10 protein-coding genes and 2 pseudogenes are annotated in these 13,853 nt (G+C 54.4%); 6 read left to right on the top strand and 6 right to left on the bottom strand.

Annotated elements, in window-relative coordinates:
* Positions 1–394 precede the first annotated feature (394 nt).
* Positions 395–1,335, top strand: a pseudogene (locus K7A42_RS00185) (IS630 family transposase).
* A gap of 188 nt (positions 1,336–1,523) precedes the next feature.
* Here the strand turns inward: K7A42_RS00185 and K7A42_RS00190 are convergent.
* Genes K7A42_RS00190 through K7A42_RS00215 form a run of 6 tightly spaced genes read right to left on the bottom strand, consistent with a single transcriptional unit; the run spans position 1,524 to position 7,713 of the window.
* Complete coding sequence (locus tag K7A42_RS00190; RefSeq protein ID WP_174149923.1) at positions 1,524–1,937, bottom strand: GtrA family protein; 414 nt, start codon at positions 1,935–1,937, stop codon at positions 1,524–1,526.
* The gene (locus K7A42_RS00195) at positions 1,934–3,217 is read right to left on the bottom strand and encodes an NAD(P)/FAD-dependent oxidoreductase (protein ID WP_174149924.1); all 1,284 of its coding nucleotides are present in this window, start codon (positions 3,215–3,217) and stop codon (positions 1,934–1,936) included. Before K7A42_RS00195 ends, K7A42_RS00190 begins: the two co-directional genes overlap by 4 nt.
* A 12-nt stretch (positions 3,218–3,229) precedes the next feature.
* A complete protein-coding gene (locus tag K7A42_RS00200) occupies positions 3,230–4,162 on the bottom strand; it encodes an NAD-dependent epimerase/dehydratase family protein (protein WP_174149925.1) in 933 nt (310 codons plus the stop codon).
* Complete coding sequence (locus K7A42_RS00205) at positions 4,162–4,899, bottom strand: SDR family NAD(P)-dependent oxidoreductase (protein WP_234899106.1); 738 nt, start codon at positions 4,897–4,899, stop codon at positions 4,162–4,164. The genes K7A42_RS00200 and K7A42_RS00205 overlap by 1 nt, the downstream gene beginning before the upstream one ends.
* Positions 4,900–4,909: 10 nt before the next feature.
* A complete protein-coding gene (locus tag K7A42_RS00210) occupies positions 4,910–6,247 on the bottom strand; it encodes an FAD-binding oxidoreductase (RefSeq protein WP_234899107.1) in 1,338 nt (445 codons plus the stop codon).
* On the bottom strand, positions 6,244–7,713 hold the full coding sequence (locus K7A42_RS00215) for a UbiA family prenyltransferase (protein WP_174149926.1): 1,470 nt from the start codon (positions 7,711–7,713) through the stop codon (positions 6,244–6,246). Before K7A42_RS00215 ends, K7A42_RS00210 begins: the two co-directional genes overlap by 4 nt.
* Positions 7,714–7,945: 232 nt before the next feature.
* On the opposite strand from K7A42_RS00215, the gene K7A42_RS00220 reads away from it, so the two are divergent.
* The 5 genes and pseudogenes from K7A42_RS00220 to tnpC all read left to right on the top strand — a co-directional run bounded on the left by K7A42_RS00220 (position 7,946) and on the right by tnpC (position 13,773).
* Positions 7,946–9,823 (top strand): hypothetical protein, encoded by a 1,878-nt coding sequence (locus K7A42_RS00220; protein WP_174149927.1) that lies wholly within the window; start codon positions 7,946–7,948, stop codon positions 9,821–9,823.
* A 420-nt stretch (positions 9,824–10,243) separates the two neighbouring features.
* Positions 10,244–11,295, top strand: a pseudogene (locus tag K7A42_RS00225) (IS3 family transposase); the annotation flags it as partial.
* Positions 11,296–11,398: 103 nt separating this feature from the next.
* Positions 11,399–11,788 (top strand): IS66-like element accessory protein TnpA, encoded by a 390-nt coding sequence (gene tnpA / locus K7A42_RS00230; RefSeq protein ID WP_282454650.1) that lies wholly within the window; start codon positions 11,399–11,401, stop codon positions 11,786–11,788.
* Complete coding sequence (gene tnpB / locus K7A42_RS00235; RefSeq protein WP_174149929.1) at positions 11,785–12,132, top strand: IS66 family insertion sequence element accessory protein TnpB; 348 nt, start codon at positions 11,785–11,787, stop codon at positions 12,130–12,132. The genes tnpA and tnpB overlap by 4 nt, the downstream gene beginning before the upstream one ends.
* A gap of 66 nt (positions 12,133–12,198) precedes the next feature.
* On the top strand, positions 12,199–13,773 hold the full coding sequence (gene tnpC, locus K7A42_RS00240; protein ID WP_282454651.1) for an IS66 family transposase: 1,575 nt from the start codon (positions 12,199–12,201) through the stop codon (positions 13,771–13,773).
* Positions 13,774–13,853: the final 80 nt, after the last annotated feature.

A 13,853-nucleotide genomic window follows, 5' to 3' on the forward strand; every position in this document is an offset into this window, starting at 1 on the left:
TCCCCAAGCTTCTGACCAAAGCAGATTCAGGTCCTGTTGGGATGGAAATGGATCAATCCGAAGCGTCACCATGTCGTCGCTCAATTGCTGCTTGAGCGATTGTCGCCAAATATACCCCAAGGCAATAGCTCATCGATCCGGCCAATTGCGCTCGGCCGCAAGAACTGGTTGGTCGCGGGATCGGACAAAGGCGGCTTCACCGGACGCTTACAATAGAGTGTGCAAGCGCCTGGCTGCGAATATTGCAGCCGCAATCCGAGCACTGTATTCCCTACTGCCGATCGATATATGACCGCTCTAGAGCGCATCCATTGACCGCGGAATCGGGTTGAGGATACCCCTCGCTGCCGAATTCTGATTCCATCGCCCGACTGTTGATTTGGTCGGAGGCATTATGACCCGAGCTTTCAGTGATGACATGCGTAGCCGCGTTCTGGCTGCGTCACGCGATGGCATGTCGGCGCGATCAGCGGCGGCCAGATTTGGGATTGGTATTTCAACGGCATCGCCTGGATCGCCAGCGCGCGGGTGGGTCAGTTGACGCCTGCCAAGCAGGGCCGACGCGGTGGCTCACGCCTCGATGCTCACGAGGACTTCATCATCGGCATGATTGAAGAGAAAAGGATATCACGCTCAACGAGATGGCTGTGCGATTGCGTGAGGACAGAGCCGTATCGATCGGACGCAGCGCGCTTGACGTCTGGCTGCGAAAGCGCGGCTGGACTTTCAAAAAAGACCGCACATGCACTGAAGCAGGAGCGTCCTGACCTCCTGAAACGTCGTCAGGATTGGTTCGACGGCCAACTCGATCGCGATCCGGCGCGGCTCGTCTTCATCGATGAAACCGGCTTGAGCACGAAGATGTCTCGGTGGCGTGGACGGGCCCTTTGCGGAGATCGATGCCGCTCTCCGGTCCCGCACGGCCATTGGAAGACAAGAACGTTTACCGGCGCGCTCAGGCTATCGGGAATAACCGCACCCATGGTCTTGGAGGGTGCGATGAACGGGGTAGCATTCTAGGCCTATGTCCAGCAGGTTCTCATTCGAACTTTGGCACCGGGCGACATCGTCATCATGGACAATCTGCCGGCACACGAAGCGCAAGGCGTGCGTCACGCAATCGAAGACACCGGACGCCCGTTGCTTTACCTTCCTCCCTACAGTCCAGACTTCAACCCCATTGAGAAGGCATTTGCGAAGCTCAATGCCGTCTTGCGCGCCAAAGAAGAGCGAACGATCGACGGCTTATGACATACCGTCGCCCACATCGTCACGCTGTTCGAACGACAGGAATGCGCCAACTACTCTAAACCGTGCGGATATGACCCCGAGTAAAACGGACGCGCGCTAGGTGATCTATACCCCATTCCTCAGCTAGCTCGTCCCAAATGACGTTGTCTTCGCTGCCGCAAACCACCCATTTCATTTTGTTTTCACCACTTAAAAAACATCGAAACCTACGATCCCTTGTATCGCGTTACTTTCGGAAAGACCGTGCCTCCCGGTATTTTCGCTCTACAGGTTCAGCTTGATGAAAAGGTAAAGTACTTATGCAGGAAATAACTCGTTGCAACCGGGCTCAAAACACCAATCACATGCGCTATCGCCTCTGGATAAAAACCGAACCCAACGAGTGGGAACAGCCATCTGGCCAATCCGACGCTCACGATCCAGACCTGGGCCAACGCAACCATGTTCACCAAACCAAAGCGCAGATATTCCGCCTCAGGTCGGCGCCCTGACTCCTCGAAAACGAATAGTTTCATGAGGACATAGGCCGTCGTCATGCCGATGAGGTAGGCTATCACGATTGCAGCGGAATAGCTGGTGATTGTGGATAGCGCTGCCCGCGAAAGAACATTAACGCCAGCAGCAATACCACCTGACAATACAAAGCGAACGAAAGGTGATGAGATTATTCCGGAAATCGATCTCATTTCGGGACGGCTTCAGCCATCGCTTTGCCAAGCCTCACGCTTTCCGCGATGCCCCGATCCTCAGGATAATAGTAGGAAGTGTCGGCAATCTGGAGCCCCGAAATGGGCGTCTGAACAGGCGGCAATTTATCGTAGAAATTTGGCTCGCAAACTGGCTGCGCATAGGCGAGCCGGCCAACTCTCGCTTCGATAACATCGTTGTCACTTACATCGGGATTTACTTTTTTGATGTATCCCAAAGCCTCATCGATGAACTGCTGGTCAGTCCAGCTCCATTTGTGATTCGTCGTCGGCATGTAATACGGCACATAAACTACAGTGTCGCTCACGGGGCGAAGATTGGAAAACTCAATCAGCCCGGGTATCTCGATGGTATCATCAACGATATTGATCCAGAAATGGCGACTGATGGACTTCTTCAATTTGAAGAGAAGGCAAACCACGCCGATATTGCGAATATCATCGTATTTCTTTTTCGACGCTTCGGGGAGATCAGGCACCAAGCGGGAGACCAACGGCGTCGGCAGAGTGGAAATGACAGCATCGGCGGGAAAGAACCGCTCCTTCGTCCGTACTCCTGCCACCTTGCCATCCGCGCATTCTATCCGTTCGGCGGCAGCGCCGAGATGCAGGCGTCCGCCGTTTTCCGTATAGGCTTCAACAAGCGCATCGACCAAGACCTGGCTTCCACCGTCGATATAGCCAAGTTCCTCCTGAAATATCGAGCGCCGGGAGTTGCCGATACGACGCACGCGCGTTGCTATCCAGGAGGCGGAAATATCGTCGGCAAGCTCGTAGAACTTCAATTCCATCAAACGCTTCCAAAGTGTGCCATACACTTCTTTGCCGGAACCCTGTTCAAGCCACTGCCGCGCAGTCTTGTGTTCAATCTTGGAGAAGTCGCGCGCTTTCGTCGTCAGGAACATTTGAAGCCCCGTCCGGAATTTTGCGATCAAGCTCAGATGCGGGAACCGTAACAGGGAGATCGGATCGCCCCAGGGATGAATTTTCCCCTTCATGAAGTAACCCATTGACGTTCCACGCCACTTCATCCGGTCGGCGATGCCGAGTTCCCGCATCAGCGCGAAGGTTGGCTCGTCGGATCTACAGACAAAATGATAAAAACGTTCGATCGACAATCCGCCAAAATCAAAATGGGCGGCCATTCCACCGGCTACTGAGTCTCTTTCGATCAAATCGACCTCATGCCCCAAGCTTACGGCGCGATGCGCTGCGGCGAGCCCCATGGCCCCTGCCCCAATTACCACAATGCGGCTCATTGGTACTGTCTCCTAAAAATCCAACACAATCTTGCTGTATGTGGGGTGCAGATAGGTCTCGGTGATTGCGTTACGCAATGGAGTGGCCTCCACCCCAAAGACCGCCGGCCAATCAATGACTGGAAATGTTTCGGGTATCACGAGCGCCTCAAGTTGGCTCGTTGTGAAAGGTGGCTTCGAACTCAACCTTCCGTACACGAATAGAAGCCACCAAAACACCGTGTAAGGGATATGAATGATCCGGGCTTTCGGCTTCACCGTGGTATGGATCAGATTAATCAGATCGCCATAATACACCTGCTCCAGCCCCGAAATATCGTAGGTACCTGTGGCCATTTTCTCCATGGACGAGATGATGATCGCTGCAAAATCCCCTACATACAAAGGCTGCCTGATGAACTTGCCGTCACCAGGAATCGGGAAGACCGGCACGCGATCCATGAACCGGCGAAGCCAACCCAGATGCTTACGATCAAACCAGCCGAACATCAGTGTAGGCCGCAAAATCACGTGCGGAATGTCCGTCACTGTGTCGACGAACTGTTCCTGCGCCGTCTTTGATCGCGTGTAGAAATCGTCAGCCTTTGAATTCACCACCGAAGATGAGATATGCACGAAATAAGGCGTTTTGTGCTTACGCATCGCCGCGACTATATTTTCCGTCGCGGTGACGTTGTTCTCTATGAACTCGCGTTCGTCCAGACCACCGATCTGTGCTTGATTTAGCAATACGGCGTCGACACCCCGGAACGCATCTTGCCATTCCCCAGGTTCGGCCAGATCGGCCTCTATGACTTCGATCTCAGGGTTCAACTGGCGCAGCAAAGCTGTGTTGCTGGGATGTTTGTCAATACCGACGATCTCAAGCCCTTCGACACCCTTGAGGCGCGCAATTATATTTTGGCCGACCAGACCCGCAGCGCCCGTTATAAGAATCTTTCTCATTAAATCTCCATCCGATTGAAGATGCGGCTGGGGATATTGCGGATAATCAGCATAATGTAGCGCCAGAACCCCGGCGCATAAGCGATTGGCCCACCGCGAAGCGCGCTGGCATGAATCACCGCCGCAATCTGGTCCGGCCGCGCCCAAAGAAGGCCGCTCCTTTTCATGCCCTCTGTCATTGGCGTTATCGTCGGACCAGGTTTCACCAAGACAGCACGCGGCCCTTTGTTGGCGAAACGGTGTGCAATTCCTTGCACAAGCACGGCCAGTCCAGACTTTGCTGCGCCATAAACATAGTTGGCGCGCCGCCCGCGATCTCCCGCAACCGATCCGATAACTACCAGCGTGCCCCTCGCCTGTCGCTCGAGCAAATCTGAAGACGCCAGGCACCAGGCGGCAGCGGAATTGAAATTTACCCTCAATATCTCTTCCGCAATTTCTGCATCGCGCTCAGCCTCATATTGATCACCCAGAATGCCGTAGGCTAGGATGATGTGATCGACTCCGCCGATCTGGTCGGCGAAAGCCCGCAGTTGACCAGCAGCGTCATGCGGTGTTGCGAGATCACAGGTAGCAATCTCAACCCGCCCTGCACCTCGGCTCCTCAAGTCGGCCGACGTTTGTTCCAAACGGCCCCTATCGCGACCGACAAGCACAATGGATGCGCCTTCGGCGGCATAAATACGCGCTGTCGCCATAGCGATCGAGGAAGTGGCTCCCAAGAGAATAATTCGCAATTTTTTTCCTTTAATCCTGAGTCACGCGCGTCCAAAAACCTGAACGAAATATCGGATCGATATGTTTTGAGAAGAGACGCCAGTCCGGATAGCCCGCCTGGAATATCCTGGCCGGCATTCTTCCGTCCTTGGCGGGATAAAGCCGTCCTTTAGCTTCCATTACAATAGCATCCAGCCGATCCATCAACTTCAGCGTCGTCTCTCCCCGATTCGGAAAATCCAACGCCAGAGTCGTCCCCTCGCGCGGGAACGAAAGAAGTCCGGGAGACTGGATTGAACCGAATGTCTTAAGGACAGCAAGAAACGAGCCCTGTCCACTCGCGGCAATCGTTTTCAACATCTCATTCGTCGCGTCTTCCTGGACAGATGGAGGGACAACGGATTGGTATTGATACATGCCCCTCTTGCCATACATGCGGTTCCAGCGGCCGATCGAGTCCAGCGGATAAAAAAAAGGATAGATACCCGTCCTGCTTTTCCCGCTTTTCTTGCTGCCACGGTAAAAGTAAGCGGCATTGAAGGCACGAATAGAATAGCTATTCATAGCTGCAGCCGGCAAGCTAACGGGCATGGTGAGCGCAGTATTGCCGCTGTCCAGCAGACGGGAACCAAGTTTTGCGTGATTTCCACGCGTAAATATTCCCCGCCCCAGCCTTTCTCCGCCAGAAAGGCAGTCAATCCAGGAGACGCTATATTCGAAATCTGCCTCGCTCTCCTCAGCAAGGTGAAAAAACTCTTTTGTATTACCAAATGGAATGTTTTCAACGTCGATGATAGCGCTCTGGATGGGTATTACCTCCAACTCGACCCATGTTATCAGCCCTGTCAGCCCTAATCCGCCTACGGTCGCGGCGAACAGCCCTGTAGTGTCATCAGCGGCCAGTTCGATTTCTTGTCCGTCGGACCGCAACAAACCGATACGCCTCACCCAGCGGCCTATAGTCCCGGTTCTGTGGTGGTTTTTACCATGTACATCGTTTGCGATCGCCCCGGCTATCGTGACAAACCTAGTGCCGGGCGTGACTGGGATAAAGTAACCTTGATGAACGATGATCCTGAGAATAGCATCGATGGACAAACCTGCTTCCGCACGCAAAAGGCGTGTTTCAGGGTCGAAGTAAACCATCCGGTCGAGGGACGTCATGTCGACCAGCGCACCATCTGGATTCAGTCCGCTATCGCCGTAGGAACGGCGGAGTCCGCAAGCTAGCAGAGGCATTTCCCGTGTGCGAGCCTCGTGAATCAATGCGGGCAGTTCGTCTCGCCAGGTGGGACGCGACAGTAAATGGTGCGACTTGAGGACGCCGCCCCAGGAGCGAACTCCGAAGGTGGACGCGAAACGGCTCATAGCGCCACCAGAAAAACGATCGCAATGGCCGCTCCAAGACCGATACTTACATTGTCCCTGATGGCGAAACTGACGGGGTCGTCGTTCATCCTCCCCCTGTGAGCCAATATCCAAATACGGCCTAGCCATATCGACAACAGGACAGGAATTGCGGATAGAAATTCTGGACGCGCATAGTCATTGCCCGCCAGCATTTCCATCAGGATAAAAATAACCAGAACGACAAGCGACGCCATCGCCGCACTCACGCCGAGCGAAAGTGTGAGCGGCGCATCCCCTACCTCATAACCTCTGCTCTTAAGGCTCGCGGCGCCGCTGGTGGAAGCACGAACAATCTCGGTATGGCGCTTCGCAACGGCGAGGGAAAAGAAAAGGAAAACAGCAAATGTCAGAAGCCAAGCCGGACGCGAATGCTCTAACAGAACAGCGCCCATCACCACTCGGGATGTAAAAAGGAGGCCGATTATCAGCGTATCGAGCAGAGGAATACGCTTAAGCCCGAGTGAATAAGCGCCTGTGACAACAAAGTAACCCAAAAGCACCGAAGCGAATTGCAAGGAAAGCAAACCTGCCGCAAGAAAGCCCGCCAAAATAAGTGCTACGGCAAGCACGAAGCCCGATCTGATCGACAAGCGGCCGCTGGCCATAGCTCGGCTGCGTTTCGACCAATGCTGTCGATCTGCGTGCAGATCGGCAATATCGTTCAAAAGATACGTTCCAGAGGTCACCGCCAGCAGACAGACAAATGCGAGGAGCGTTTCGACAATCAAAGATGCGTTTGACCATTGGTGAGCGAGAATTAGCGGAACAAAAATCAAAACGTTTTTTGTCCAGTGATGGACACGAATTGCCTTCAAAAATTCTTTTATACCTAGGGACGCGGTGGAAAACTCGGCAATCACGGGCTTGTTCAGCTTCCTGGCCTTTGCAGCAACGCCGCTACTCGCGCCAGCCAAAACTATTGCATCCGCTGCATCCCAAACCGACAAATCTGCATTGCTATCGCCGACATAGATGAACCCTTCTGGAAAACGCGAGGCCAGATAGTTCGCTTTTGCAGGGCCTTTCAGGTTGCTCTGGCTGGATCCAACTGCGGAATCAAATATTCCAACCTTCGCTGCAACAACATCAACGATCGACTGGTCCGCAGCAGAACATAAATGCAGAGCGTGCCCCTCACCTGCTTTCTGGCGCAGCCAATTCACCAGATCTTCCCTGAATGGCAAAACAAGTGAAGTAAGATCCAAGTGTTTTGCGATGGAGGCTTTAAGGACATGGCGGCCACGTGAAAGGGTTGGCAGCGCCGAAAGGAGTGCGAAAGGCTTCCGGAACAATGAGAGTGCCGCGGCCTCATAAAGCGTATCCGATAAAAGGAGCGTTCCATCCAGATCAACGACAATGGGTAAAGCGGACCGGGCCTCGTCAGCTGTGGAACTCTGTCTCTCTGATGAAAGGTTTAAACTCATAATGCCCTTGCTCTCTCACGTCGCGTCGCTACAGCCTATACGAAAATAACCATCCCATTGCTATCCGCTCATTTGCAGAATTGGAAATGCACCAGCAGACCCTTTCCTGGTAACCCTGCGGGCGTGGATATGGCATTGCCAACCTGCAGTCGACCGATCTCCGACTATCTTGACAATTTTTGGCCTAAACGGGATAGCTCAGCGAGTTTGAAGCAGAGGCAGAAGTTTTATAATGAAAATCATCAATCAACGTCTGGTGCTAATAGCACTTGTCACTCTTTGTATATCTGCCTTTTTTTCTCTTTATTACTTAACTCAACAGCCGCTCGATATGTATGCGTTTCGTCAGACGCAGACCGCAATAACATCTTACTGGTTTATTAAGGAAGGATTCGCTCTCGCTTATCAAACGCCGGTAGGTGGAAGGCCCTGGGCCATACCGTTTGAGTTTCCGCTTTACCAAGGGATCGTAGCCGTTATTGCGAAAACATTTAACCTGTCGCTTGATGCTGTGGGGCGGCTGGTGAGTTACATATTTTTGCTAGCATGCCTCTGGCCCGCCGCTGGAATATTTAGAGTATTTAAGCTTAAGCGCGAGACATTCTATATATTCTCGGCGTTACTATTATCATCCCCCGTATATTTGTACTGGGGCCGATCTTTTATGATCGAGACAACGGCGCTTTTCTTCACCATCGCGTTTCTATATTATTTTTCACTCGGCATGCGCGAGGGTTTTAGCATCCGTTGCAACGCAATTCTGCTTTTGTGTGCAACCCTCGCTTTGCTGCAGAAGTCGACGACAGCATTGCCCGTGATGATCGTGGCGGCGTTGCTCTATGCCTATGTGACCCTCCGTCAGGCGGAACGATTTAAATCGCTCTTCAAATTAAACGTATTTGCTGTCCCGATTTTCGGCTTCTTGATTCCCGTCATAGTGGCTTACCTGTGGGTAAAATTTACCGACGATCAGAAATCGCTGAACATACTCGGCGAGTATCTGACATCCGATCGTCTGAACTCCTGGAACTGGGGCACGCTGGCTCAGAGATTTGAGCCTACGATCTACGATAAAGTCATTCTAATGCGAATGTTCGTCGGAAATCTCGGTGCTGTCGTCGGCCTGGGTTTGTTCATCTACTTTCCAATATGGTGCAAGAAGAACGGTCGAAGAACCGAGCTGACGCTATTCTGCATCGCGATTGTCCTTGGTTTCCTGCCGTTTTTGATGTTCCCCAATCTGCATATAGTTCATACCTACTATCAGACGGCCAACCTTGCTTTCCTTCTTTTTGCCGCCGCCTTGGCACTCGGAACGTTCCACAATCACGCTCCAAAAACAGTCACGGGATTTTTTCTAATTATCTTGGCGTCAAACTACGTCTATTTCGGAATAAAATACTATCCGGCGATATCTCAACGTTTCAGCAGCTATGATCGCGACATCGCGGTTGGGAAATCGATTAAAAATGCCACCACGGAAGGCGGGCAGTTTATCGCACTGGGTAACGACTGGAGCTCGACGTTCTCCTATTTCGCAGAGCGTAAATCTTTTACGATTCCCGACTGGCTCACGCAAATTGATGATGTTTTGATGCATCCTGAAAAATACCTTGATGCAGCCCAGCTTGGCGGTCTTGTCTTCTGCGGCAAAGATAATCTGGACCCTGCTATTTTCACTGATTTTGTCGCGCGGAAGCAATGGAATACTGCTAATGTTAACGGCTGTAAAATCGCTTTCCCGGGAACGGCTTTCAATGGTGACGGCGCTACTTCCATGGAATGCCACGGCGCGATTGATATCAACGAGATCACGGAGGAAAACGGTGCTCGTTTTGCCCGGCTGGAGGGCTGGGTTATCCCGGTTGATGGTGACAAGAAAATTCGCGAGCGAGTTTACATTCAGCTCCCAGGATCCAATGGAAATCCAATATATGTCGAGGCATTGAGAACACCTAGAGACGAGATTAATGCGCAATTGAAAATGCCGCCGGAAAATTTGAGCGGGTTTTCAGCCTTGGTTCCGCTTCAGCAAGAGCAGGACATTAAAGATATTGTGATCATTCGTTCTCGAGGAGATGTCAAAAACATCTGCCGCCTCACTCATTAGGTCCTGTTGACAAAGTATGGCCGCCTTATCCTGGCGGCGGCTAGGGTGAGGAATGTCGAGAAGGATTTCTGTATCTTGTCGTAACTGGTCGCTACGCGACGGAACTGTTGAGGCGATCAAAAATGCGCTCGATGCGGTTTCGATTCTTGTAGGCTTGAAAGTCGCAGGCGGGCGGCTTCTTCCGGTTTCCACCGGTCTTATCCCGTGGATCAGGAATTCTTAACGCAAGAAGTCACCGTCGTAGCCTTTGTCAACCAATAACCGTAAGCGGTCAGCCGACTACGCCTGTCTTGAAGTCACAGCGCATTAGGCCGTGGAATCGTTATGGCGGAGCACAGAGGTGGCTCGGGAAATCTGCACAGCTAGGATAAGTGGAATTTCTGCCTGATTTCGGCTTTGATGCCGGGAACAGGAGAGACTATGACGAGACAACCGCGCCGGAACCACAGCCCGGCTTTCAAGGGAAAAGTGGCGCTCGCCGCCATCCGAGGTGAGCAGACGCTGGTGGAATTGTCCCAGCAGTTTGACGTGCACGCCAACCAGATCAAACAGTGGAAAGACCAGCTCCTTAAAGGGGCGACAGGCGTTTTCGGTGATGAAGCGAAGGCGGAACCGGCGGGTCCAACCGTCGATGTCAAAACACTGCACGCCAAGATCGGCGAATTGACACTGGAGAACGATTTTTTATCCGGTGCGCTCGGCAAGGCGGGATTGCTGGGCTGAAAGAAATGATCGACCTCCAGCATAAGCTATCCGTCGTGCGCCAAGCAAAGCTTCTCGGCTTCAGCCGTGGCAGTGTCTATTATCTGCCTCGTCCGGTGTCTGACGGCGATCTGGCTCTGATGCGCCGGATCGACGAACTGCATCTTGACTACTCCTTTGCCGGAAGTCGGAGGTTGCAAGGGCTCCTGAGGGGAGAAGGGCTGGAGACTGGGCGGCAACACGTCGCCACGCTGATGAAGAAGATGGGCATCGAGGCGATCTACCGTCGCCCGAACACGTCGAAACCGGCACCTGGGCACAAAATCTATCCCTACCTTCTGCGAAAGTTGGCGGTCACCAGACCCAACCAGGACTGGGCGATGGACCCGACCTATGTTCCGATGGCTCGCGGATTCGTCTATCTCTGCGCCGTTGTGGACTGGTTCAGTCGGAAGGTTCTGTCGTGGCGGCTGTCGATCACGATGGAGGCAGCCTTCTGCATCGAAGCAGTCGAGGAAGCGCTGGCCCGTTATGGCAGACCCGACATATTCAATACGGACCAGGAATCGCAGTTCACCTCGGTGGACTTCACGGCGGTGCTGAAGAAGGCGGAAATCGCCATCTCAATGGATGGCAAGGGTGCATAGCGGGACAACGTGTTCGTCGAGCGGCTTTGGCGTTCGATCAAATACGAGGAAGTCTACCTCCATGCCTACAAAACAGTGTCCGAGGCCCGCGCTGGCATCGGCCGCTATCTGACCTTTTACAATGTAAGCGTCCGGTGAAGCCGTCTTTGAGATTTCCGGCGAACAACTGAAGTTACGTCACTAATTCCGTCATTAGAGACGTCATCAGGGATGAACTATGGGCCGCATGGAGATTTTGACGGGCGTCGAGCGTCGGCGCGACTGGTCCGACGAGGAGAAGCTTTCGATACTTCAAGAGGCGGCCGAGCCGGATGCCAGGATTGCCGACGTCGCGCGGCGACACGATATCAGACCCCAGCAGATTTACACCTGGCGGCGGAAGTTTGCGGCGGCGCGGTCGGAGCCGGTGGTCTCCTTTCTGCCGGTCGCATTGATTGCCAAGGAGACGAGCGACGAAGCCGAGCGACCCGCCCCAGTCGACAAGCCTGCTACGAAGCGGTCGGCACGTCCCATGCGGATCGAGATCGGCTGTAAGGGCGGTCGCGTACTAAAGGTCGAGGCCAACATTGGGCCTGACGTCCTGAAAGCACTGATCCGCTCGGTTGAAGACGCATGATCGCGCCCGGCGCAAATGTGCGCGTCTATCTCGCCTGCGGTGTGACGGATATGCGCAAGGGGATCGACGGCCTGATGGCGCTGGTGCAGTCGTCACTTCGCCAGAAGCCTGCGTCGGGTTCGGTCTTCGTATTCCGGGGCCGTCGTGGTGATCGCATCAAGCTGCTGTTCTGGGATGGTCAGGGGTTCTGTCTCTACTACAAGGTCCTTGAGACGGGCCGCTTTCCCTGGCCGTCCGCGACCGATGGCACGGCGCGGCTGACGGCCGCGCAGTTGTCGATGTTGTGGGAAGGCATCGACTGGCGGCGTCCTGCCTGGACCTCTGCGCCGACGCGGGTTGCGTAAGATAGATGCCAATCTTTACAGACAGATAAGTGGCAATCAAACGGCAAATCGGCTATAGAATTTGGCATGGAAACGAGCCCTTCGATCCTGCCTGACGATGTCGATGCGTTGCGAGCCATTATCGCCCCGCGGGCCGATCAGCTGGCTGAACAGGCGCGGAAGCTTCAATCCCGCGACACGCTGATCGACAAGTTGAAGGCGCAGCTTGCGGTTCTCAAACGGGCCCGGTCCGGCTCTTCCTCCGAGAAGATGGACCGCGCCATCGAACAGCTCGAACTGGCACTGGAAGATATTGAGGCGGCCGAGGCGGAAGCCATTATCTTGGCATCACCATCAATTGCCGGTGCGGCCAAAGCCAAACCGAGCCGCCAGCCCTTACCCGATCATCTGCCACGCCATGATGTGACGCACCTGGACACTTGCGCATGCCCTGTCTGTGGCGGCTCCGATTTCATCCGTGCAGGCGAGAGCGTCAGCGAGGTCCTCGACTATGTCCCGGCCTCGTTTCGTGTCGTGCGCCATATCCAGCCGCGCTTCACCTGCAAGGGCTGCGATACGCAGGTCAAGGCCGAGATGCCGTCGCTGCCCATCGAACGCGGCAAGCCGGGACCGGGCCTCGTCGCCCATGTGCTGATCGCCAAATATTGCGATCATCTACCTCTTTATCGCCAGTCCGAGATTTACGCGCGGGAAGGCGTCGATCTGTCCCGCTCGACCATGGCGGACTGGATCGGCAAGGCCAGCACATTGCTGGAGCCGCTGCTGGTGAAGCTTCGCGAGCATATATTCGCTGGCCATCGCCTTCATGGTGACGACACGCCCGTCCCGGTACTGGAGCCGGGCAAGGGCAAGACCAGGACCGGCCGGTTGTGGACCTATGTTCGCGACGGTCGTCCCTGGGGTGACACTATCCCACCGGCCGTCTGCTACTTCTTCAGTCCGGATCGCAAGGGACTGCATCCCAGGCAGCATCTGGCCACCTTCTCGGGCGTGCTGCATGCCGACGGCTACGCGGGCTTTCGTGACCTCTATGAACCGCACGAGCCAGATGGCCTGCCGACCATCCGGGAAGCCGCCTGCTGGGCGCATGCAAGACGCAAGTTCTTCGATCTGACGGCTTCAGGCAAAGCGCCGATTGCCGAGGAGGCGCTGCGGCGGATCGGTGAACTCTACAATATCGAGAGGGCAGTCCGTGGTGAGCCGCCGGACGTGCGGAAAGCTGCGCGGCAACGCAGTACCACTCCAAGGGTTGAAGCCCTACGGTCATGGCTGGACGACAATCTCAAACGCCTGCCGCAAAAATCCGGGACGGCGGAAGCAATCCGATATGCGCTGTCCCGCTGGAAATCGCTTTGCCGTTTCCTGGATGACGGCACTATCGAGATAGACAACAATGCCGCCGAACGGACGATCCGGCCAATTGCGCTCGGCCGCAAGAACTGGTTGTTCGCGGGATCGGACAAAGGCGGCGAACGCGCCGCTGCAATCCTGTCGCTGATCGAGACTGCAAAGCTCAACGGCCTCGATCCGGAAGCCTATCTCAGGGATGTCCTTACCCGCATTGCCGATCACCCCATTAACCGGATCGATGAGCTATTGCCTTGGGGTATATTTGGCGACAATCGCTCAAGCAGCAATTGAGCGACGACATGGTGACGCTTCGGATTGATCCATTTCCATCCCAACAGGACCTGAATCTGCTTTGGTCAGAAGCTTGGGGA

Source organism: Agrobacterium sp. InxBP2 (assembly GCF_026191755.1).
Taxonomy (GTDB): domain Bacteria; phylum Pseudomonadota; class Alphaproteobacteria; order Rhizobiales; family Rhizobiaceae; genus Agrobacterium; species Agrobacterium pusense.